This is a genomic window from Roseicella sp. DB1501, assembly GCF_013112485.1.
GTDB lineage: Bacteria > Pseudomonadota > Alphaproteobacteria > Acetobacterales > Acetobacteraceae > Paracraurococcus.
In genome coordinates this window covers 221,559-241,461 of sequence record NZ_JABFHG010000006.1, presented here as the reverse complement: position 1 = coordinate 241,461, position 19,903 = coordinate 221,559, and the positions used below count along the sequence as shown (strand labels likewise).

Sequence of the window (19,903 nt, the reverse complement as noted above, 5' to 3'; positions counted from 1 at the left end):
TCTCCGGGCGCCGGGCCTGCCAGGGCAGGGTGGCGGCGGGTTATGGCAGGCGCTCCTTGTGACAGGCGCTCGAACTTAGGGCGGGAAGACACCGGACGATGACCGCAGCCGCCGAACCCGCCCCCCTCTCGACGACTGGCTCGCCGGACGCCGCGCTCGCCGCGCTGCGCGACGAGATCGACCGGCTGGACGATGCCATCCACGACCTGCTGCAGCGCCGTGCCGAGGTGGTCGCCACCCTCGCCAGCAGCCGCATCAAGCGCGGGACCGGGCCGCTGCGCCCGGGGCGGGAGGCGATGATCCTGCGCCGGCTGCTCGCCCGGCATGGCGGTCCGCTGCCGGCCGGCGCGGTGGTGCAGATCTGGCACGAGATCATCAGCGCCAGCAGCGGCCTGCAGGGGGGCTACACCGTCGCCCTGCATGCGCGCGACGAGGCCGGCCTGCTGCTGGCCCGCGACCATTTCGGCGGCGCCATCACGCTCCGCCCGCTGCCGAGCCTGGCGGCGGCGCTCTCGGCCCTCTCGGCCGGCGAGGCGCAGGTGGCGGTGCTGCCGCTGCCCGAGGAGGGCGAGGCCCCCGAGCGCGCCTGGTGGACGGCGCTCGATGCGCCGCGGCTGCAGGTGGCGGCACGGCTGCCCTTCTGGCGGCCGGCCGGCTATGCGGGGCCGGAGGCCCTGGTGGTCATCCTCGGCGCGCCGGACCCGAGCGGCGCGGACCGCTCGCTGCTGCGGATCGAGGCCGCCGCCGAGGCCGGGCGGGCGGCGCTGCTCGCCGGGCTCGAGGCCGCCGGCCTGCCGGCGCTGAGCCTGCTGCTGCGCCGCGAGGCCGGCCATGCCCTGGCCCTCGCCGAGATCGAGGGGGTGGTCGAGGCCGGCGATCCGCGCCTGGCCCAGCTGCCCTTTGCCCATGTGCTGCCGCTCGGCTTCCATGCCGTGCCGGCGAGTGGAGACCTTGGCTGATGCCGACCCTGCTGCCCCGCCCCTCCATCCTCTCGATCGAGCCCTATGTGGGCGGCGAGTCGAAGATCCCGGGCGTCAACCGCATCGTGAAGCTGTCCTCCAACGAGGGCGCCTTCGGGGTGCCGCCGGGCGCCCAGGCCGCCTATGCGAAGCTCGCCGCCGAGCTGCACCGCTACCCCGATGGCGGCGCCACGGCGCTGCGCGAGGCGATCGGCGCCCGCTTCGGCCTCGACCCGGCGCGGATCGTCTGCGGCAACGGCTCGGACGAGCTGATCGGCGCGCTGATCCTCGCCTATGGCGGCGAGGGCACCGAGCTGGTGATGAGCGCGCATGGCTTCGTCATGTACGACATCGCCGGCCGCTATGCCGGCTGCCGGGTGATCAAGGTGCCGGAGCGCGACCTCACCGCCGATGTCGATGCCATGCTGGCCGCGGTCGGCCCGCGCACGCGGCTGGTCTTCCTCGCCAACCCGAACAACCCGACCGGCTCCATGCTGCCGGCCGCCGAGGTGGCGCGGCTGCGCGCCGGGCTGCGCGAGGACGTGCTGCTGGTGCTGGACAGCGCCTATGCCGAATATGTCACCCGGCCGGATTACGACCCTGGCACGGCGCTGGTCGAGGCCGGCACCAACACGGTGATGACGCGGACCTTCAGCAAGATCTTCGGGCTCGGCGGCGTGCGCCTCGGCTGGTGCTACGCCCCGGCGCATGTGGCGGACATCCTCAACCGTGTCCGCGGCCCCTTCAACGTGAACGCCCCCGCCATGGCCGCCGGCGTCGCGGCGCTGGCCGAGCCGGGCTGGGTCGAGAGCTCGGTCGCGCACAACACGGAGTGGCGGGGGCGGCTGTCGGACGGGCTGCGCGCCGCCGGCATCGTGGTGCATCCGAGCGAGGGCAATTTCATCCTGGCCGATTTCGGCACGGCGGAGCGGGCCAAGGCGGCGGATGCGGCGCTGAAGCAGCGCGGCCTGATCGTGCGCATGATGGGCGCCTATGCCCTGCCGCAGGCGCTGCGCATCACCATCGGCACGGCCGAGGAATGCAACATGGTGCTGGACGCGCTGACGGGCTTCATGCGCGGCGCGAATGGCTGAGCAGTTCTTCGGGCGCGGCGCGGCGACGCCGGAGCAGGTGCGGACGCAGGCGGCGCCGCTCTTCGACCGGCTCTGCCTGATTGGCGCCGGGTTGATCGGCGGCTCCATCGCCCGCGCGGCGCGAGCCAAGGGCGGCATCGCGCGCAGCATCGTCGTCCATAGCCGCCGGTCGGAGACGCTGGACCGCATCCGCGCCCTCGGCTTCGCCGATACGGTGGAGGCGGAGGCCGGGCGGGCCGTGGCGGGGGCGGATGGCGTCATCCTCTGCGTGCCGGTCGGCGCCTATGCCGGGGTGATGCGCGAGATCGCGCCGCATCTGGCGCCGGGCTGCGTCCTCTCCGATGTTGGCTCGACCAAGGGCAGCGTGATCCGCGACCTGCGGCCGCTGTTGCCGCCGGGCGTGCATCTGGTGCCGGCGCATCCGATGGCGGGCACCGAGCATAGCGGTCCGGATGCCGGCTTCGCCGAGCTCTTCGAGGGGCGCTACTGCATCCTGACGCCGCTGCGCGAGGGCGACCCGGCGGCGACGGAGCGGGTGGCGGAGCTGTGGCGCCGCTGCGGCTCCATGGTCGAGCGGATGGATGCCGAGACGCATGACAAGGTGGTGGCGATCGTCTCGCACCTGCCGCACCTCATCGCCTTCACCATCTGCGGCACCGCGGACGACCTGGCCGAGGAAACGCGCGAGGCGGTGCTGAAATTCGCCGCCTCCGGCTTCCGCGACTTCACCCGCATCGCGGCCAGCGACGTCGACATGTGGCGCGATATCTTCCTCAACAACCGCGACGCGCTGCTCGAGATGCTGGCCCGCTTCACCGAGGACAGCCATGCCCTGGCCCGCGCCGTGCGCTGGGGGCAGGCGGAGTTCATCGAGGACCGCATCCGCCGCGGCCGCCGCATCCGCCGCGGGCTGATCGAGCGCCGGCAGGCCTGACCAGGCCTGGCGAAGCCGCGACCGGGCTTCGCGCCAGGCGGCACTCGATGGGCCGGTGGAGAAGGACTACCCTGCCGGGCTGTGGCGCTGCCGCTGCGATCGCGGTTGCGGCAGGCCGCTTCGCTATATTTAATGGAATATAGAGGGGCATCCGGCGCGATCCGCCCCGGAACGGGAGGACACCATGCGAAGGAAGATCCGACGCGCCCTGCACGGGCTGCGCTGCGCCGTCCTGGCGGCCGGCCTGCCGGCCCTCGCCGCGGCGCCGGCCGCCGCGCGGGACGATGTCCTGGTCCCCGGCCATGCCGACTTCCCCGAGAGCCTGCACGCCACCGCCGACGGCACGCTCTATTTCAGCAGCATGGCCGGCGGGCGGATCCTCCGCGCCGCGCCCGGCGCCGCGGAGGCGAAGGAGTGGATCCCCGCGGGGACGAACGGCCTCTCCTCGGTGGTCGGCCTGCTCGCCGACGAGCGATCCGGGACGCTCTACGCCTGCTCCTCCGACATGACGGGTGCGGGCGTGCGCGTGCCGAGCGGCAACACGCCGACCGCGCTGGTGCTGTTCGACCTGAAGACGGGGGCGCCGAAGGGGCGCTTCCCCTTCCCGCCCGGGACGATCGCCGGGCAGTCGCCCTTCTGCAACGACATCGCGGTCGCGGAGGATGGCACGGCCTATGCGACCGACACGCTCTCCGCGCGGATCCTCCGGCTGCGCCCGGGTGCCGCGGCGCTCGAGGTCTGGGCGCGCGATCCGCAATGGGAGGGCAAGGGGCCCCGGCTCGACGGCATCGCCATCGGCGACGGCGCGGTCTACGTGAATTTCTTCGAGGGCGACGGACTGTTCCGGGTGGCGATGCAGCCCGATGGCAGCGCCGGCGCGGTGACCAAGCTGAAGACATCCCGCCCGCTCGTCCATGCCGACGGGCTGCGGCCGGCGGGGCCCAACACGCTGCTGATGGTCGAGGGCGAGGGCCGCGGCACGCTCGACCTGATCACCATCCGCGGCGAGGCGGCGGAGGTCCGGACGATCCGCGACGGCTTCCAGTCCCCGGTCTCGCTCGCCCGGCACGGCGACACCATTTACGTGCTCGACGTGTCGCTGAAATACCTCTTCGACCCCAAGCTGAAATCGCAGACGCCGCCGCCTTTCCGGGCGATCGCGGTGGCGCAGCCGAAATAGGCAGGTCTCGAGGCCGGGCGGCGGCCGGTCTCAGGGCATGATGTCGGCTGCGTCGCAGGAGGCGGGGATCACCGCCTCCGCCGGCACCATGCCCCCGGCATAGCGCTCGAGCAGGGCGCGGAACTCCCGGTAGGGCGCGCTGGCCTGCTGCGCATGGCAGGTGGTGGACATGCCGGCCAGCTCGCGCGGCAGGCCGCCATTCTCCTCGACCAGACGCTGCATCCGCTCCCGCACGCGGGCGAGTTCGGCGCGCGTGCGGTCGCGGTAGCGGCTCCTGGCCTCGGGCGAGAAGGGGCAATGGTCGAAGCGGTCGGTAAGGGCCCTGCGGAACATGCGCCCGGCCAGCGGGTCGCCGCAGGCATCGAACTGGTAGAGCGAGATGGCGAAGCCGCGCTCGAAGGCTTCCGTATCCTGCAACGGCGCCTCCTGCGCCGGGCCGGCGGCGACGAGCAGCAGCGCGGCGGCGAGCAGCGGCAGACGCCTCATTCCGGGTTTTCCATGTAGAGCGCGATGGCGGCGATGTCCTCGTCCGTCAGCCCGCCGGCGACCTCGTTCATCGCCGCGACGCCGACGCTCGGGCGGGCGTTGTTGCGGTAATCCTCCAGCGCCTTGGTGGTGTATTCACGCGTCTGATGCGCGATCGCCGGCGCCGCCTGGCTGCCGGCGTAGTTGTCCATGTGGCAGGAGGCGCAGCGGTGCCGCGCCGCGGCCAGCTTGCCCTTCTCGTGCAACGCCGGATCGGGCGGCCCGGGCGGCAGGACGATGCGGGGGAGGGAGGCGAAATAGGCGCCGAGATTGCGCAGCTCCTCATCCGAGAGCTCCGCCGCCTGCGGCTGCATGATCTCGCTCTGCCGTCGGCCGGAGCGGAAGAAGACGAGCTGCCATTGCAGGTAGCGCTCCTTCTGCCCGGCGAGGGAGGGGATGGAGCGGTCGGCGGTGATGCCGTCCGTGCCGTGGCAGGCCATGCAGGGCTCGGCGCGGGCGCGTCCGGCCTCGATATCGGCGGCCTCGGCGGCAGGGAGGGCGAGGCAGGCGGCGGCCGCGACGGCGGCGAGGAAGGGACGCATGCGCGGTTTCGTCCAGGTCTGCAGATGTGCCGCCCGGCCGGGAGGGCCGGGCGGTTGCGTCGCCTCAGCGGGAATAGCTGATGCGGTAGACGGCGCCGGCCCAGTCATCCGCGACCAGCAGCGAGCCGTCCTGGGCGATGACAACATCGGCCGGACGGCCGGAATATTCCTGCGCCCCGGTCAGCCAGCCCTCGGCGAAGACCTCCTGCTTGGCGTTCTTGCCGTCGGGGTCGACGGTGACGCGCATGATCCGGCCGCCCTGATACTTGTGCCGGTTCCAGGAGCCGTGCTCGGCGATGAAGATGTTGTTGCGGTACTCGGCCGGGAATTGGCTGCCGGTGTAGAACTTCATCCCGAGCGGCGCGACATGGGCGCCGAGGTTCAGCACCGGCGGGGTGAACTCGTCGCATTTATGGCCCATGGCGAATTTCGGATCCGGCATGTCGCCCTGGTGGCAGTAGGGATAGCCGAAATGCTCGCCGAGCCGGCTGATGCGGTTCAGCTTGTCGCTCGGCATGTCGTCGCTCACCCAGTCCCGGGCGTTCTCGGTGAACCAGTACTGCCCGGTGCGCGGATCGATGTCGCCGCCGACGCTGTTGCGCACGCCGAGCGCGACGAGCTCGGCCAGGCCGTTCGGATGCACGCGGCGGATCTGCGACAGGCTGGTCGGCGGGATGCCGATGTTGAAGGGCGGGCCGAAGGGCAGGTACATCGCGCCCTCCTTGTCCATGACGATGTACTTCCAGCCATGCGCCACGAAGGGCGGCATGTCGTCATAGACCACCGCCGGCTCCGGCATGGCGCCGAGCTTCGCTTCGGCGTTGTCGTAGCGGAGTAGCTTGTCGATGGCCACGACGTAGAGCGCGCCGTCGCGGAAGGCGACGCCGGTGGGCATGTTCAGCCCCTTCAGGATCGTCTTGACCTCGCGCTTGCCGCCCGATTCGGTGACCGCATAGACATTGCCCGCGCCGAAGGAGCCGACGAAGAGCGTGCCCTTGTCGCCCCAGGCCATCTGCCGCGCCTCGGGCAGGCCGGAGGCATAGACCTCGATCTTGAAGCCCGGCGGCAGCTTGATCTTCTTCAGGTTGTCCTGCAGCTCCGAGAGCGGCGTCGGCAGGGCCGGGCCGACCGGCGGCGCCAGGCCCTTCTGCGCCTCGGTCTCGTCGCCGAGGAACCAGTCGGGCGGCGGGTTCTTCCAGAAGCTGGGCTTGCTGCTGTCGTAGCTCTTGAGCTGCGCGGCGGCCGGGCCGGCGCCGAGCGCCAGGCCCGCCGCGGCGATCGCGGCGAAGGCGATTCCCCGTTTCCGCAATGATGTGCCGGACATGGACGGTCCCCCGTTCTTTGCACGTCACCGTACCGGTGCCGCTTGTTTCACGAGACCATGCCGGCTCGGCGCCGCGCAAGCACCTCGCACGACACCGACTCCGGGAAGCCTCGCGCCGCACCCTTCCGTCATGCGCCGGCAATGCCGGGGAAAGGCCGGCGCATGGTCCGCCCTAGCTGCCGAGACGATCCGCCGCCTCCCGCGCCGCGACCAGGTCGGCGACGAAGCGGGCGTATTCGCGCTCCTTGCTGGCCGGGTCGGGCAGGCGCAGCAGGTAGGAGGGATGCACGGTCGGGAAGATGCGGAAGCCTTCCGGCGCCTCGATCATCTCGCCGCGCACCCGGGTGATCGGCAGCGGCTTGCCGGTCAGCGCCCGCAGCGCCGTGGCGCCGAGCGAGACGACGAGGCCCGGCGTAACCAACTCGATCTCCCGCTTCAGGAAGGGGCGGTAGTAGGTGATGTCGCCGGCATCGGGCGACTGGTGCAGGCGGCGCCGGCCGGTCGGCTTGAACTTGAAATGCTTCACCGCATTGGTGACGTAGGTGGCGCTGCGGTCGATCCCCGCCTCCGCGGCCGCGCGGTCGAAGAGACGGCCGGCAGGGCCGACGAAGGGCCGGCCGGCGAGATCCTCCTCGTCACCCGGCTGCTCGCCGACGAACATCAGCGGCGCGCCGAGCGGCCCCTCGCCGAAGACCGGCTGCGTGCTGGCCGCCGTCCAGGGGGGCAGGTCGTTGCGTCCCATGAGACCGGCCCGGAGCGCGGCGAGCGCGGCGGCCGGGTCTTCGACGCGGGAGAAGAGATCGGCTGGCATGGTCTCCGCAACGTCCGGGAGGGCGGTTGGCTGCACCGCCGCCGGCGGCGGGCGCTGGCGCCGGAGAATCGGCGCGGAGACGCCGCGGGCCAGCATCTCGGCCGTGCGCCGCGGCGCATCGGCGATCAGGCCGCGGATCTCGCGCGCCTCCGGCAGGTTGCGCCAGTACTTCACCGGCATCTCCGCCCGCATCGCCGCCGGCTTCAGGCGGGCGGGGTTGAAGACGCTGCGGTAATAGGCGCGCCAGAGCGCCTCATGCGCATCCTCGGCCGGCGCCTCGCGCCGCGTGCCGCCGGGCCCCATGCGGAGGGTGGCGCCGTCCCAGTGCGCGCTCGCCTCCGGCGTCAGGATGGACCAGCGCAGCCCGGCGAAGCGCCGAATGAAGAAGCCGGCCTCGGCTTCCAGGATATGATGCTCCGGCTCGAACCAGGCAACGTAGTGCGCGCCGACCGGATCGGCGCCGCTGTCCTCGTCCGGCGCGTCCGCCATCTCGACGCAGCGGAATCGGACAAAGGCGTGCATCTTGTGGGCGTCGCGCCGCACGGATTTGGCCATGGCGTGGAGGCGCAGGACATCCGGATCGGTCGCCACCTGCATCAGACCCGGCTCGTCATGCGCCAGCCGCCAGAGCAGCCGGTAGAGCAGGGCGAAGCGCTGCGGGTCGCGGTGCCGGATGGCGGTCTCGGCCGCCTCGAGAAAGCTGCGGGGCACGCTGGCCGGGACGCTGGCCGAGAGGGGCGCCACCGTCTCCGGCGGGGCGGCCGAGGCGAAGAGGCCCGGCGCCTCGCCGGCGACCCGCCAGGACACGAGCGCCGGCGGCAGGCCGGCGGCGAGGAAGCGGCGTGCCTGTCCCCGCCAGGCGGCGAAGTCGGCCGGTCCCGGCAGCGGCGCGTCGATCTCGCCGGTGACGGAAACGCCGGTCACAGCAGCACCATCTGGCGCGGCCGCGCCGCCGCGGCCAGGCCGGCCCGCGGCGCCAGCATCTGCCGCAGATCGGTGCGGTCGAGCAGGCCGGCGCGCGGATGCCGATCGGCGGTGACGAGGAAGGGCAGCAGCTTCGCCAGCGGCAGCCGCAGCCGCGCCAGGTCGTCGGTGCGGATCGCCCGCTGCCGCCGGGTCGAGAGCAGCCGGTCCACCGTGCGGGCGCCGAGGCCAGGGACGCGCAGCAGCATCTCGCGCGGCGCGCGGTTGACGTCCACGGGGAACCGCCCGCGATGCTTCAGCGCCCAGGCCAGCTTCGGGTCGAGGGCGAGATCGAGCATGCCGCCCTCGCCACCCGCCAGGATCTCGTCCAGCTCGAAATCGTAGAAGCGCAGCAGCCAGTCGGCCTGGTAGAGCCGGTGCTCGCGCAGGAGGGGCGGGGCCTGCGGCGGCAGCCGGCGGGAGGCGTCGGGGATCGGCGAATAGGCCGAGTAGTAGACGCGGCGCAGACCATAGGCGGCGTAGAGGCCGGCGCTGGTGCCGAGCACGGCCCGGTCGTCGGCGGCATCGGCGCCGACCATCATCTGCGTGCTCTGCCCGGCGGGGGCGAAGCGTGGCGGCGCGGCGCGGCCGGCGCCGCGGCCGGCCTCGCGCGCCTCGTCGATCCTGAGTCGCAGCCCGGCCATGGCGCGGCGGATGCCGGGACCGTCCTTCTCGGGCGCGAGCTGCCGCAGGCTGGCATCCTGCGGCAGCTCGATGTTGATCGAGAGCCGGTCGGCGAGCTGCCCGGCGCGGGCCAGCAGCTCCGGCGCCGCATCCGGGATGGTCTTGAGGTGGATGTAGCCGCGGAAGCCATGCTCCTCCCGCAGCTGCCGCGCGACCTCGGTGATCTGCTCCATCGTGTAGTCGGGCGAGCGGATGATGCCGGAGGAGAGGAACAGCCCCTCGATGTAATTGCGGCGGTAGAAGTGCAGGACCAGCGTCACCAGCTCGCGCACCGTGAAGCGGGCGCGCGGCACCTGCGAGGAGGCGCGGTTGATGCAATAGGCGCAGTCGAACTGGCAGGCATTGGTCAGCAGCACCTTGAGCAGGGAGATGCAGCGCCCGTCCGGCGCATAGGCATGGCAGATGCCCATGCCCTCGGTGCTGCCGATCCCGCCCTGGCGGCTGTCGCGCGTCTCGGTGCCCGAGGAGGCGCAGGAGGCGTCGTATTTCGCGGCGTCGGCGAGGATCTCGAGCTTGCGGCGCAATTCCATGGATCGATCCGGCCCGCAGCGGCCGGCCCCGCTATTTGTTCACTATATGTTCTTTTTTGGCCGCATGGCAAGCCCCGCCCGGCCCATCGCCGCCGGCCGGCCCGCAGATTGCGGCGCCCGCGGGTGCCGGGCATCATCGCCGGGAGTTCGGGAAGGAAACCTTCATGGGCAATCGCATCGCCATCATCGGCGCCGGCGCGGTCGGGGGCTATGCCGGGGCGCATATGGTCCAGGCGGGCGAGGACGTCACCTTCGTCGACATGTGGCCGGAGCATGTCGAGACGATGCGGCGGGACGGGCTGCGAATCACCCATATCCGCGATGTGCCGGAGTTCACCGTGCCCGTGCAGGCGCTGCACCTGACGGAGTTGCAGCAGGTCTCCAAGCAGCGGCCCTTCGACATCGCCTTCATCTGCGTGAAGTCCTACGACACGGCCTGGGCCACCATGATGGTGAAGCAGTACCTGGCGCCAGGCGGCTTCTGCGTCTCGCTGCAGAACTGCATGAACGAGGAGACCATCGCCGGCATCGTCGGCTGGGGCCGCACCCTCGGCGCCATCGCCTCCTCCATCACCGTCGAGCTCTGCGAGCCCGGGCATGTGCGGCGCGCCTCCGGCAAGGGCGGGGCGGCGCATACCGTCTTCCGGGTCGGCGAGGTGCATGGCCGCATCACCGACCGGGCGAAGGAGATCGGCCGGCTCTGCGCCCTCTCGGACAGCTGCGTGGTCACCGCCAATCTCTGGGGCGAGCGCTGGTCGAAGCTGGTCACCAACGCCATGGCCAACGGCATGTCCGCCTGCACCGGCCTCATCAGCCGCGACATCCTGCTCGACGACACGCTGCGGCAGTTCACCGCCCGCCTCGGCAGCGAGGCGATCCGGGTCGGCCAGGCGCTTGGCTACTCGCTCGAGGAGGTGCACCACCTCGACCCCGAGATCATCGCCCGGGCCGGCGAGGGCGATGCCGAGGCGCGCCGCGCCTATGACGAGCACCGCATCAAGGAGGCGAACAAGCCTGGCGGCGGCGCGCACCGGCCCTCCATGGGCCAGGACATGGTGAAGGGGCGCCGCACCGAGATCGAGTTCCTGAACGGCTTCATCACCGACCGGGCGCAGGAGATCGGCCTCGCCACGCCGGCCAATGCGGCGCTGACCGAAGTCGTGAAGCGGGTCGAGAAGGGCGAGCTGCAGCCCGACCCGCAGCACATCAAGGCGCTGCGGCTGAATTGATGCTGACGGACCGGTCGTCTGACCGGTCCGAGGCCCGCCGCCCCACCAGGGAGATCCAGGATGCACCCGACGCGACGCGGCCTGCTCGCCGCCCCGCTCGTCCTCGCCGGCGCCGCGGCGCGGGCGCAGGAGACCGATTACCCGAGCCGCCCCGTCACCATCATCGCCGCCGGCGCGGCGGGCGGCCCGACCGACACCGTCACCCGCATCGTCGCCGACAGCATGGGCCGGCATATGGGCCAGCCGGTGGTGGTCGAGAGCATCGGCGGCTCGATCGTCGGGCCGCAGCGCATGGTGCAGTCGAAGCCCGACGGCTACACGCTGCTGATCAACAACATCGGCATGGCGGCGAGCGCCACGCTCTACCGCTCCCTGCCTTATGACGTGCCGGGCAGCTTCGCGCCGCTCGGCCTGGTCTCGGACGCCGCGATGACCATCGTCACCCGCCCGAATTTCGAGGCGAAGGACCTGGCTGGGGTGATGGGCGCGCTGACGCAGCGCGGCGACGCGCTGAACATGGCGACCGCGGGCCTCGGCTCGGCGGCCAATCTCTGCGCCCTGCTGGTGCAGCAATCGGCCGGCAACCGCGCCACCATCGTCGTCTTCCGCGGCACGGCGCCGGCAATCGCCGAGCTGATGGCGGGCCGCATCGACCTGCTCTGCGACCAGGCGACCAACACCATCCCCTATATCCGCGACGACCGCGTGCGGGCCTGGGGCGTCAGCAGCCCGGAGCGGCTGCCCGGCCTGCCCAAGGTGCCGACGACGGCGGAGGCCGGCTTCGGCGGCATCGCGATGAGCACCTGGCACGGCCTCTATGCGCCGGCCGGCACGCCGGAGCCGATCCAGGAGAAGATCTCCGCCGCCATGCGCGCCGCCTTGCAGGAGCCGAAGCTGCGCCAACGCTATGCCGAGCTACTGACCGACATCCCCGCGCCGGAGCGCCAGACGATTGCCTTCCATCGCCAATTCCTCGCGGATGAGGTGAAGCGCTGGCGGCCGGTCATCCAGGCGGCCGGTGCCTATGCGGATTAGAACTCCCCGCGAAGCCGCAGCAGGACAACGGGCAGCGGCGGTTTCGATCGGCGCCTGGGAGCGGATCGCGGGAGCGCCGGCGAGGAATGGCGGCCCGCCGCGTCAGGGCCTTGCCCCAAGCCTCGAACAATCCGCGCTGCAATTCGACTTCGAGTGCAAGCGCCGGTCATGGCGCGCGCCCGCGATGGCATCCCGGCAAGGCCGGGAGGTTCACGAGCGGGAGGCGAGGCGCTAGCTTCGGCCGCATGAACCTTCTCCGGCCGGCGCGGTTAGTCCGGCAATTCTGCCCGGGGACGGGCCATGTCGGAGCCAGCGCCATGCCCGTGCGGCACTCTGTTGCCCCAATCCTGTCCGTTCTCCTCGCCCTGGCCGCGGCGACCTGCCCGGCCTCGGCGCAGGATCCGCAGCCGCAGCAGGTCAATCCCGCCTGGCTGACCGTCGATCAGGTGCGCACCGTGCTGCGGGCGCGCGGCTACAACGAGATCGGCGAGGTGGAGCGCGAAGGCGACACCTACAAGGTCTTGGATGCGACCCGCTATGGCGAGAAGGTGCCGGAGCTGCGCATCGATGCGCTGACCGGCGCGCCGCGCGACGCCCCGCTGCTCACCGAAAGCCAGGCCCGCAGCCTGCTGCAGGAACGCGGCTATACCGGTGTCGAGGAGGCCAGCCGGGAGGGCGAGGTGATCCATCTCCGCGCCCGCCAGGGCGACACGCCGGTGGAGGTGCGGGTCAATGCCCGCACCGGGGCGGTCATTCGCTGAGCATTGCCGGGACCGCCCCGGCAGTGGTCTCTTTCCGTCCGGAGTCGCTCGGGGCCGATATCGCGCGTGGCGCGGACGGACAGGGAAGAGGCAGGCCATTGCAGGAGTCCATGCCATCGGCAGGGCGGCGCCCGGCATGAGCCCGACGCCGCCGCGTCTGGCCCTGACCGGCATCGTCAAGCGCTACGGCGCCACGCTGGCGAATGACGAGGTCGCGCTGAGCGTCGCGCCGGGCGAGATCCACGCCCTTCTCGGCGAGAATGGCGCCGGCAAGTCCACGCTGATGAAGATCGTCTACGGCGTCGTCGCCCCCGATGCGGGGGAGATCGCCTGGGACGGCCGCCCGGTCGCCATCGCCGATCCGAATGCCGCGCGGCGCCTCGGCATCGGCATGGTGTTCCAGCATTTCTCGCTCTTTGAGACCCTGACCGTCGCGGAGAACATCGCCCTTGGCCTCGGCAGCACGCGGCCCCTGGAGGCGCTCGCGGCGGAGATCCGGCAGGTCGCGGCGCGCTACGGCCTCGCGGTCGATCCCGGACGGCATGTGCACCACCTCTCGGTCGGCGAGCGGCAGCGGATCGAGATCCTGCGCTGCCTGCTGCAGCAGCCCCGGCTGCTGATCCTGGACGAGCCGACCAGCGTGCTGACGCCGCAGGAGGTGGAAGGCCTCTTCGCCATGCTGCGGCGGCTGGCGGCGGAGGGCTGCTCGGTCCTCTACATCAGCCACAAGCTGGAGGAGATCCGGGCGCTGTGCAGCGCCGCCACCGTGCTGCGGGCCGGGCGCGTGGCGGCGCGCTGCGACCCGCGCGCCGAGACGGCGGAATCCCTCGCCGAGATGATGATCGGCGGCCGCGTCGTCCGCACCACGCGCGCCGCCCGGCAGCCCGGCCCGCCCTGCCTGGTGGTCGATCGGCTGACCCTGGCGCCGGAGGAGCCCTTCGGCACGACGCTGCGCGACATCGCGCTCGAGCTGCGCGCCGGCGAGATCCTCGGCATCGCCGGGGTTGCCGGCAACGGCCAGGCGGAGCTACTGGCCGCGCTGGCCGGCGAGCGCCGCAGCGCGGCGGCGCGCATCGCGCTCGACGGGCGGCCGGTCGGCCATCTCGGCCCGGCGGCGCGGCGGGCGCGCGGCCTCGCCTTCATCCCGGAGGAACGCCTCGGCCGCGGCGCCATCGCCGATTACAGCCTGGCCGAGAATGCGCTGCTGACGCGGCTCGATGCCCGCACGGCGCCGCGCGGCCTGCTCGATCCCGGCGCGGTCAGGGCGCTGGCGACGCGGCTGATCGCGCGCTTCGGCGTGCGGGCCGCCGGCATCGCGGCCCGCGGCCGCAGCCTCTCGGGCGGCAACATGCAGAAGTTCATCGTCGGGCGGGAGATCGATGCCGGCCCGCGCGTGCTGCTGGCGGCGCATCCGACCTGGGGCGTCGATATCGGCGCGGCGGTCGCCATCCATCAGGCGCTGCTAGACCTGGCGGCGGCCGGGGCCGGCATCCTGGTGGTGAGCGAGGATCTGGACGAGCTGCTCGGCCTCGCCGACCGCATCGCGGTGCTGGCCGGCGGCCGCCTCTCCCCGCCCGTGCCGGTGGCGGAAACCGGCGCCGAGGCGATCGGCCTGCTGATGGGCAGTGCCCCCGGGGATGCCCAGAGGATGGCCGATGCCGCTGCGGCTTGAGGCGCGGCCGGAGCCCTCGCGCGCCATGCTCTGGCTGTCGCCGGTGCTGGCGGCGGTCCTGGCCGCGGCGGGCGGTGGCCTGGTCTTCGCCGCCCTGGGCTACGATCCGCTGGTGGCGCTGCGGACCCTCTTCCTCGACCCGCTCTCGACGCTCGATGGGCTGACCGAGCTCGGCCTGAAGGCGACGCCGCTGCTGCTCTGCGCCATCGGCATCGCCGTCGCGGTGCAGGCCGGCCTCTGGAACATCGGCGCCGAGGGGCAGCTCACCATGGGGGCGATCGCCGGCGGCGGCATCGCGCTGGCCTTCGGCGGCGAGGGACATTGGTGGATCCTGCCGGCGATGCTGCTGGCGGGGGCCGCGGGCGGCGCCGCCTGGGCGGCGATCCCGGCGCTGCTGAAGACGCGCTTCCACGCGCATGAGATCCTGACCACGCTGATGCTGAGCTATGTCGCGGTGCAGTTCCTCGGCTGGCTGGTGCATGGCCCCTGGATCGACCCGGAGGGATTCAATTTCCCGCAGAGCCGGATGTTCGAGGCGGATGCGCTGCTGCCGGTGCTGGTCGAGGGCACGCGGCTGCATGCCGGCGTGCTGCTGGCGCTGCTGGCCGTGCCGCTCGCCTGGGCGCTGCTCGCCCGCACCGTCGCCGGCTACCGGCTGCGCACCATCGGCCTGGCGCCGCGCGCCGCGCGCTATGCCGGCTTCTCCGCCGCGCGCGGCACCTGGCTCGGCCTCTGCCTCGCCGGCGCCCTGGCCGGGCTCGCCGGCCTCTGCGAGGCGGCGGGACCGGTCGGGCAGCTGCAGCCGCTGATGTCGCCCGGCTACGGCTTCGCCGCCATCATCGTCGCCTTCCTCGGCCGGCTGCAGCCCTTCGGCATCCTGCTCGCGGCGCTGCTGATGGCGCTGATCTATCTCGGCGGCGAGCAACTGCAGGTCTCGATGCAGCTGCCGATCGCCGCGACCGGGACCATCCAGGGCATGCTGCTGTTCTTCCTGCTCGCCAGCGACGTCTTCATCGACCGGCGGCTGGTCCGGGTGGCGCGCCGGCATGCCTGACGCCTTCGTCCTCCTCGCTCTTCTCGTCGCCACGCTGAGGGCCGCGACGCCGCTGCTGCTCGCCGGCTTCGGGGAGCTGGTGGCGGAGCGCTCGGGCGTGCTGAACCTCGGCGTCGAGGGGATGATGCTGGTGGGCGCCGCCGCCGGCTTCATCGCCACCGCCGCCACCGGCCAGCCGCTGCTCGGCCTGCTGGTCGCGGCGCTGGCGGGGATGCTGATGGCGCTGCTCTTCGGCCTGCTGACCCTGACGCTCGGCGCCAACCAGGTCGCCTGCGGCTTGGCGCTGACCATCTTCGGCATCGGCCTCTCGGCGCTGATCGGGCTGCCCTGGCAGGGCACGCCGATCGCCGGCCTGGCCAGCGTGATCTGGCCCGGGCTCGATGCCGCCGGGCCGGTGGCGCAGCAGCTCATGCTGCTCGACCCGGTGCTCTGGCTGGCCCTGCTGCTGCCGGCGCTGGTGGGCGCCTTCCTCTACCGCAGCCGCGCCGGCCTGATCCTGCGGGCGGTGGGCGAGAGCCACGAGGCAGCGCATGCGCTCGGCTACGGCGTGCTGCGCGTGCGCTATGCGGCGGTGCTGTTCGGCGGCGCCATGGCCGGGCTGGGCGGGGCCTATCTCTCCCTGGTCTACACGCCGATGTGGACGGAGAACATGGTCGCCGGCCGCGGCTGGATCGCGCTGGCCCTGGTGGTCTTCTCCGCCTGGAAGCCGGGCTGGCTCGCCCTCGGCGCGCTCTTCTTCGGCTTCGTCACCATCGCGCAATTCCAGGCCGGGGCCTTCGGGCTGGAGGTGTCGCCGCATCTCCTCTCGATGCTGCCCTACCTCGCCACCGTGGTCGTCCTGGTGCTGATCTCGCGTGACGAGACGCGGCGGAAGCTCAACGCGCCCGCCGCCCTGGGCAAGCCTTTCACCGCCGCCGGTTGATACCGCCGCACCACGATGGGATACCGCGCCGCATGAGCCTGCACCGCCGCCCGCTCCTCGCCCTGCCCGCGCTGCTCGGCGCCGCCGCGCTGCGCCCGGCCAGCGCCGCCGATCCCTTCCGGGTCGGCTTCGTCTATGTCTCGCCGATCGGCGATGCCGGCTGGACCTTCCAGCACGAGCTTGGCCGGCGGGCGGTGGAGGCGGCGCTCGGCCCGGCGGTGAAGACCGCCTATGTCGAGAACGTGCCGGAGGGAGCCGATGCCGAGCGCGTCATCCGCCGCCTGGCGCAGGACGGCAACCAGCTCGTCTTCGCCACCTCCTTCGGCTACATGAACCCGGTGGAGAAGGTGGCGCGTGCCTTTCCCAAGGCGAAGTTCGAGCATGCGACGGGCTACAAGCGCGCCGTCAACCTCGCCACCTATTCCGGCCGCTACTACGAGCCGCGCTATCTCACCGGCCTCATCGCCGGCCGGCTCTCGAAATCCGGCACCATCGGCTATGTCGCCGCCTTCCCGATCCCCGAGGTGATCCAGGGGATCAACGCCATGCTGCTCGGCGCCCGCAGCGTCAATCCGCAGGCCGTCATCCGCGTGATCTTCACCAGCTCCTGGTTCGATCCGGGCAAGGAGCGCGCGGCGGCGGACACGCTGGTGGCGCAGGGCGCCGACTACCTGACGCAGCACACGGACAGCACCGCCGTGGTGCAGGCGGCCGAGGAGAAGGGCGTCTGGTGCAGCGGCTATGACAGCGACATGCTGAAATACGCCCCGAAGACCCACACCACCGCGGTCGAGATGCACTGGGACGACTACTACATCGAGCGGGTGCGCAAGGCGATCGACGGCAGCTGGACCAGCGGCGATGTCTGGGGCGGCCTGGCGAGCGGCATGGTGCGGCTCTCCCGCGTCAACCCGGCCCTGCCGGCGCCGCTGCTCGAGGAGGTCGCGGCGAAGACCGAGGCGATCAAGTCCGGCCGGCTGGTGGTCTTCGCCGGCCCGCTCCGGGACCAGTCCGGCGCGGTGAAGGTGCCGGAGGGCAAGGCGCTGACGGATCCCGAGATCCTGTCGATGAACTGGTTCCTGGAGGGCGTGCAGGGCAAGCTGTGAGCCCGCGCGCCGCGACTCACTCGGCATCCGGGCGGCCGCGCAGCCGCTTGACGTCGCCCCGCTTCGCCTTGCCCTCCAGCCGGCGCGTCTTCGCGCCGAGCGTCGGCCTGGTCGGCCGGCGCGGCGGCGGGGGCGGCGTCGCCGCCTCGCGGATCAGGGCGAGCAGGCGCTCGCGCGCGTCCTCGCGGTTGCGGAGCTGCGTGCGGTGCCGCTGCGCGGTGATGACCAGCACGCCCTCGCCGGTGACGCGCCGCCCGCCGAGCCGCAGCAGGCGCTGCCGCACCGGCTCGGGCAGGGAGGGGCTGCGGAGGACATCGAAGCGGAGCTGCACCGCCGTCTCCACCTTCTGGATGTTCTGCCCGCCGGCGCCGGAGGCGCGCAGGAACTCCTCCTGCAATTCAGACTCATCGAGGCTGATGCGGTTGGTGACGCGGATCATGGCGGCAATCGCCCGGGCAGCGGCTGCTCGTCCTTGAGCGCGACGCCGGTCATTCCCTGGCCGAGCGCCGCCCGCACCAGCCAGACCAGCTTGCCGGCGCCCTGCCCGGGGGAGAGCCCGCCGGGGCGGATGTTGGAGATGCAATTCCGCTCGGCATCGCTGCGGCCCGGCCGCGGCGCATAGGTGAGGTAGAGGCCGAGCGAGTCGAGCGCCGTCAGCCCCGGCCGCTCGCCGATCAGCATGGCAACCAGCCGCGCCCCCATGGCGCCGCCGATCTCGTCCCCGAGCGCGACCCGTGCCTGCTCGGCCAGCACGATGGGCGCCACCGGGATGCCGGCCTGGCGGAGAGGCGGCAGGGCATGGCCGATCACCGCCGGGGCCTGGGCCTGCACGCCGCTGGCGCAGAGCCCGTCGGCGATGACGAAGAGCAGGCTGCCCGGCGCCGCAGGCAGCAGGGCGCGATCGCCCGCGCGCAGCCTGCGGCCGAGATCGGGGCGCAGCAGGTAGCTGCGCCGGTCCGGTGCCTGGCTGGCGACGCGCAGCACCGGCAGGCCGAGCGGCGCCAACGCGGCTTCCAGCGCCGCCGGGTCGAGGGCGGAATGCACCGCGTCCCGCGCCCGCGCATGCGCCTCCTGGAAATCGAGATGCGCCGCGGTGGGCAACCCGTTGCCGGCGCGGCCGAGGGCGACGCGCGCCGCGGTGAAGCGGCGCAGCTCGCTCCATCGTGCCGGCGTCACCGGCGGATCGGCGGCACTCATGCCAGCCCCGCCAGCGCCGGGGCGAGGCGCGGCGGCAGCTCGCCGGCGCCGCTCGCCGCCTCCAGCCCCATCCGCTCCATCCAGGCGGCGAATTCCGGCGCCGGCCGCTTGCCGAGCGCGGCGCGGAGATAGCGGCCGTCATGGAAGGAGCTGGACTGGTAGGCGAGCATCACGTCATCCGCGCCGGGCACGCCCATGATGTAGGTAACGCCGGCGACGCCGAGCAGGGTGAGCAGCGCGTCCACGTCGTCCTGATCGGCCTCGGCATGGTTGGTGTAGCAGACATCCACCCCCATCGGCAGGCCGAGCAGCTTGCCGCAGCAATGGTCCTCCAGCCCGGCGCGGGTGATCTGCTTGCCGTCGAACAGGTATTCCGGGCCGATGAAGCCGACGACCGAGTTCACCAGCAGGGGCGAGAATTCCCGCGCGACGGCATAGGCCCGGGCCTCCACCGTCTGCTGGTCGCAGCCGTGATGCGCCTCGGCCGAGAGGGCGCTGCCCTGGCCGGTCTCGAAATACATCAGGTCGTTGCCGAGGCTGCCGCGGCGGAGGCCCAGCGCCGCTTCCCGCGCCTCGCGCAGCAGGGCGAGGCTGACGCCGAAGCTGCGATTCGCCGCCTCGGTGCCGCCGATCGACTGGAAGACGAGATCGACCGGCGCGCCGCGCTCGATGGCGAGCAGGGTGGTGGTGACATGCGCCAGCACGCAGCTCTGGGTCGGGATGGCGTAGCGGTCCCGCACCGCATCCAGCAGCTCGATGAGGCGGATGGTGGTCTCGATGCTGTCGGTCGCCGGGTTGACGCCGATGACGGCATCGCCGGCCCCGAGCAGCAGCCCGTCCAGGATGGCGGCGGCGACGCCGCGCGGGTCGTCCACCGGGTCGTTGGGCTGCAGGCGGATGGAGAGGCAGCCCGGGAGGCCGAGCGTGTTGCGGAAGCGCGTGGTGACGCGGCATTTCGCGGCGATCGCCACCAGGTCCTGCAGCCGGCAGATCTTGCTGACGGCGGCCACCATCTCCGGCGTCAGGCCGGGGCGCAGCGCGGCCAGCACGGCGGGGGAGGCGGCCTCGGAGAGCAGCCAGTCGCGGAAGCCACCCACCGTCAGAGGCGCGACCGGGGCGAAGGCGCCGGCATCGTGCCGGTCGAGGATGAGGCGGGTGACCTCGTCCTCCTCATAGGGGATGACCGCCTCGTCGAGGAAATGCCGCAGCGGCAGGTCGGCCAGCGCCCGCTGCGCCGCCACCCGCTCCTGCGCGCTGCCGGCGGCGAGGCCGGCGAGCACGTCGCCGGAGCGCAGCGGCGTCGCCCGCGCCAGCAGGGTGCGGAGATCGGGGAAGAGGTAGCGCGTGCCGCCGACCGCCTGCGCGAAGCCCATGGGACCCT

The 19,903-nt window shown here is 72.5% G+C and carries 19 protein-coding genes; 11 read left to right on the top strand and 8 right to left on the bottom strand.

Translation table 11 applies throughout. The features are described 5' to 3' along the window. Positions 1–98: 98 nt before the first annotated feature. From HJG45_RS13890 to HJG45_RS13875, 4 genes are all read left to right on the top strand, one after another. Positions 99–959 carry a chorismate mutase gene (locus HJG45_RS13890; RefSeq protein WP_171612714.1) on the top strand — a complete coding sequence of 287 codons (861 nt, stop codon included), beginning with the start codon at positions 99–101 and terminating at the stop codon, positions 957–959. Next, on the top strand, positions 959–2,053 hold the full coding sequence (hisC, locus tag HJG45_RS13885; protein ID WP_171612713.1) for a histidinol-phosphate transaminase: 1,095 nt from the start codon (positions 959–961) through the stop codon (positions 2,051–2,053). Before HJG45_RS13890 ends, hisC begins: the two co-directional genes overlap by 1 nt. Continuing rightward, the gene (locus HJG45_RS13880; protein ID WP_171612712.1) at positions 2,046–2,987 is read left to right on the top strand and encodes a prephenate/arogenate dehydrogenase family protein; all 942 of its coding nucleotides are present in this window, start codon (positions 2,046–2,048) and stop codon (positions 2,985–2,987) included. The genes hisC and HJG45_RS13880 overlap by 8 nt, the downstream gene beginning before the upstream one ends. 184 nt (positions 2,988–3,171) lie before the next feature. Next, positions 3,172–4,167, top strand: coding sequence for an SMP-30/gluconolactonase/LRE family protein (locus HJG45_RS13875; protein ID WP_171612711.1), 996 nt, complete (start codon positions 3,172–3,174; stop codon positions 4,165–4,167). Between the two features lie 30 nt (positions 4,168–4,197). On the opposite strand, the gene HJG45_RS13870 is transcribed toward HJG45_RS13875, so the two are convergent. The 5 genes from HJG45_RS13870 to HJG45_RS13850 form a co-directional block, all read right to left on the bottom strand. Further along, positions 4,198–4,653 (bottom strand): hypothetical protein, encoded by a 456-nt coding sequence (locus HJG45_RS13870; protein WP_171612710.1) that lies wholly within the window; start codon positions 4,651–4,653, stop codon positions 4,198–4,200. After that, positions 4,650–5,234, bottom strand: a complete 585-nt coding sequence (locus HJG45_RS13865) for a c-type cytochrome (protein ID WP_171612709.1) — start codon at positions 5,232–5,234, stop codon at positions 4,650–4,652. The genes HJG45_RS13870 and HJG45_RS13865 overlap by 4 nt, the downstream gene beginning before the upstream one ends. A 64-nt stretch (positions 5,235–5,298) precedes the next feature. Then, positions 5,299–6,558 (bottom strand): sorbosone dehydrogenase family protein, encoded by a 1,260-nt coding sequence (locus tag HJG45_RS13860; protein WP_171612708.1) that lies wholly within the window; start codon positions 6,556–6,558, stop codon positions 5,299–5,301. Between the two features lie 172 nt (positions 6,559–6,730). Then, positions 6,731–8,293 carry a UdgX family uracil-DNA binding protein gene (locus tag HJG45_RS13855; protein WP_368040586.1) on the bottom strand — a complete coding sequence of 521 codons (1,563 nt, stop codon included), beginning with the start codon at positions 8,291–8,293 and terminating at the stop codon, positions 6,731–6,733. Beyond that, positions 8,290–9,546, bottom strand: coding sequence for a putative DNA modification/repair radical SAM protein (locus HJG45_RS13850; protein ID WP_171612707.1), 1,257 nt, complete (start codon positions 9,544–9,546; stop codon positions 8,290–8,292). The genes HJG45_RS13855 and HJG45_RS13850 overlap by 4 nt, the downstream gene beginning before the upstream one ends. Before the next feature lie 164 nt (positions 9,547–9,710). Here HJG45_RS13850 and HJG45_RS13845 point away from each other — a divergent pair, with 164 nt between their 5' ends. From HJG45_RS13845 to HJG45_RS13815, 7 genes are all read left to right on the top strand, one after another. After that, positions 9,711–10,775: a ketopantoate reductase family protein gene (locus tag HJG45_RS13845; protein ID WP_171612706.1), complete on the top strand. Its 1,065-nt coding sequence runs from the start codon at positions 9,711–9,713 to the stop codon at positions 10,773–10,775. 60 nt (positions 10,776–10,835) lie between these two features. Continuing rightward, on the top strand, positions 10,836–11,810 hold the full coding sequence (locus HJG45_RS13840) for a tripartite tricarboxylate transporter substrate-binding protein (RefSeq protein ID WP_171612705.1): 975 nt from the start codon (positions 10,836–10,838) through the stop codon (positions 11,808–11,810). Between the two features lie 317 nt (positions 11,811–12,127). After that, on the top strand, positions 12,128–12,571 hold the full coding sequence (locus tag HJG45_RS13835; protein ID WP_171612704.1) for a PepSY domain-containing protein: 444 nt from the start codon (positions 12,128–12,130) through the stop codon (positions 12,569–12,571). Between the two features lie 136 nt (positions 12,572–12,707). Next, positions 12,708–14,243: an ABC transporter ATP-binding protein gene (locus HJG45_RS13830; protein ID WP_171612703.1), complete on the top strand. Its 1,536-nt coding sequence runs from the start codon at positions 12,708–12,710 to the stop codon at positions 14,241–14,243. Beyond that, entirely contained in the window at positions 14,227–15,297 is a 1,071-nt protein-coding gene (locus tag HJG45_RS13825; protein ID WP_171612702.1) for an ABC transporter permease, read from the top strand. Before HJG45_RS13830 ends, HJG45_RS13825 begins: the two co-directional genes overlap by 17 nt. Beyond that, entirely contained in the window at positions 15,290–16,219 is a 930-nt protein-coding gene (locus HJG45_RS13820) for an ABC transporter permease (protein WP_171612701.1), read from the top strand. The genes HJG45_RS13825 and HJG45_RS13820 overlap by 8 nt, the downstream gene beginning before the upstream one ends. Before the next feature lie 32 nt (positions 16,220–16,251). Then, positions 16,252–17,325, top strand: coding sequence for a BMP family ABC transporter substrate-binding protein (locus tag HJG45_RS13815; protein ID WP_171612700.1), 1,074 nt, complete (start codon positions 16,252–16,254; stop codon positions 17,323–17,325). Between the two features lie 16 nt (positions 17,326–17,341). Here the strand turns inward: HJG45_RS13815 and arfB are convergent, their stop codons facing one another. The 3 genes from arfB to HJG45_RS13800 are packed head-to-tail and all read right to left on the bottom strand — an operon-like array spanning position 17,342 to position 19,895. Beyond that, positions 17,342–17,764 (bottom strand): alternative ribosome rescue aminoacyl-tRNA hydrolase ArfB, encoded by a 423-nt coding sequence (gene arfB, locus HJG45_RS13810; RefSeq protein ID WP_171612699.1) that lies wholly within the window; start codon positions 17,762–17,764, stop codon positions 17,342–17,344. Then, positions 17,761–18,522 (bottom strand): ethanolamine ammonia-lyase subunit EutC, encoded by a 762-nt coding sequence (eutC, locus tag HJG45_RS13805; RefSeq protein ID WP_171612698.1) that lies wholly within the window; start codon positions 18,520–18,522, stop codon positions 17,761–17,763. The genes arfB and eutC overlap by 4 nt, the downstream gene beginning before the upstream one ends. Then, positions 18,519–19,895, bottom strand: a complete 1,377-nt coding sequence (locus tag HJG45_RS13800; protein WP_171612697.1) for an ethanolamine ammonia-lyase subunit EutB — start codon at positions 19,893–19,895, stop codon at positions 18,519–18,521. Before HJG45_RS13800 ends, eutC begins: the two co-directional genes overlap by 4 nt. Positions 19,896–19,903: the final 8 nt, after the last annotated feature.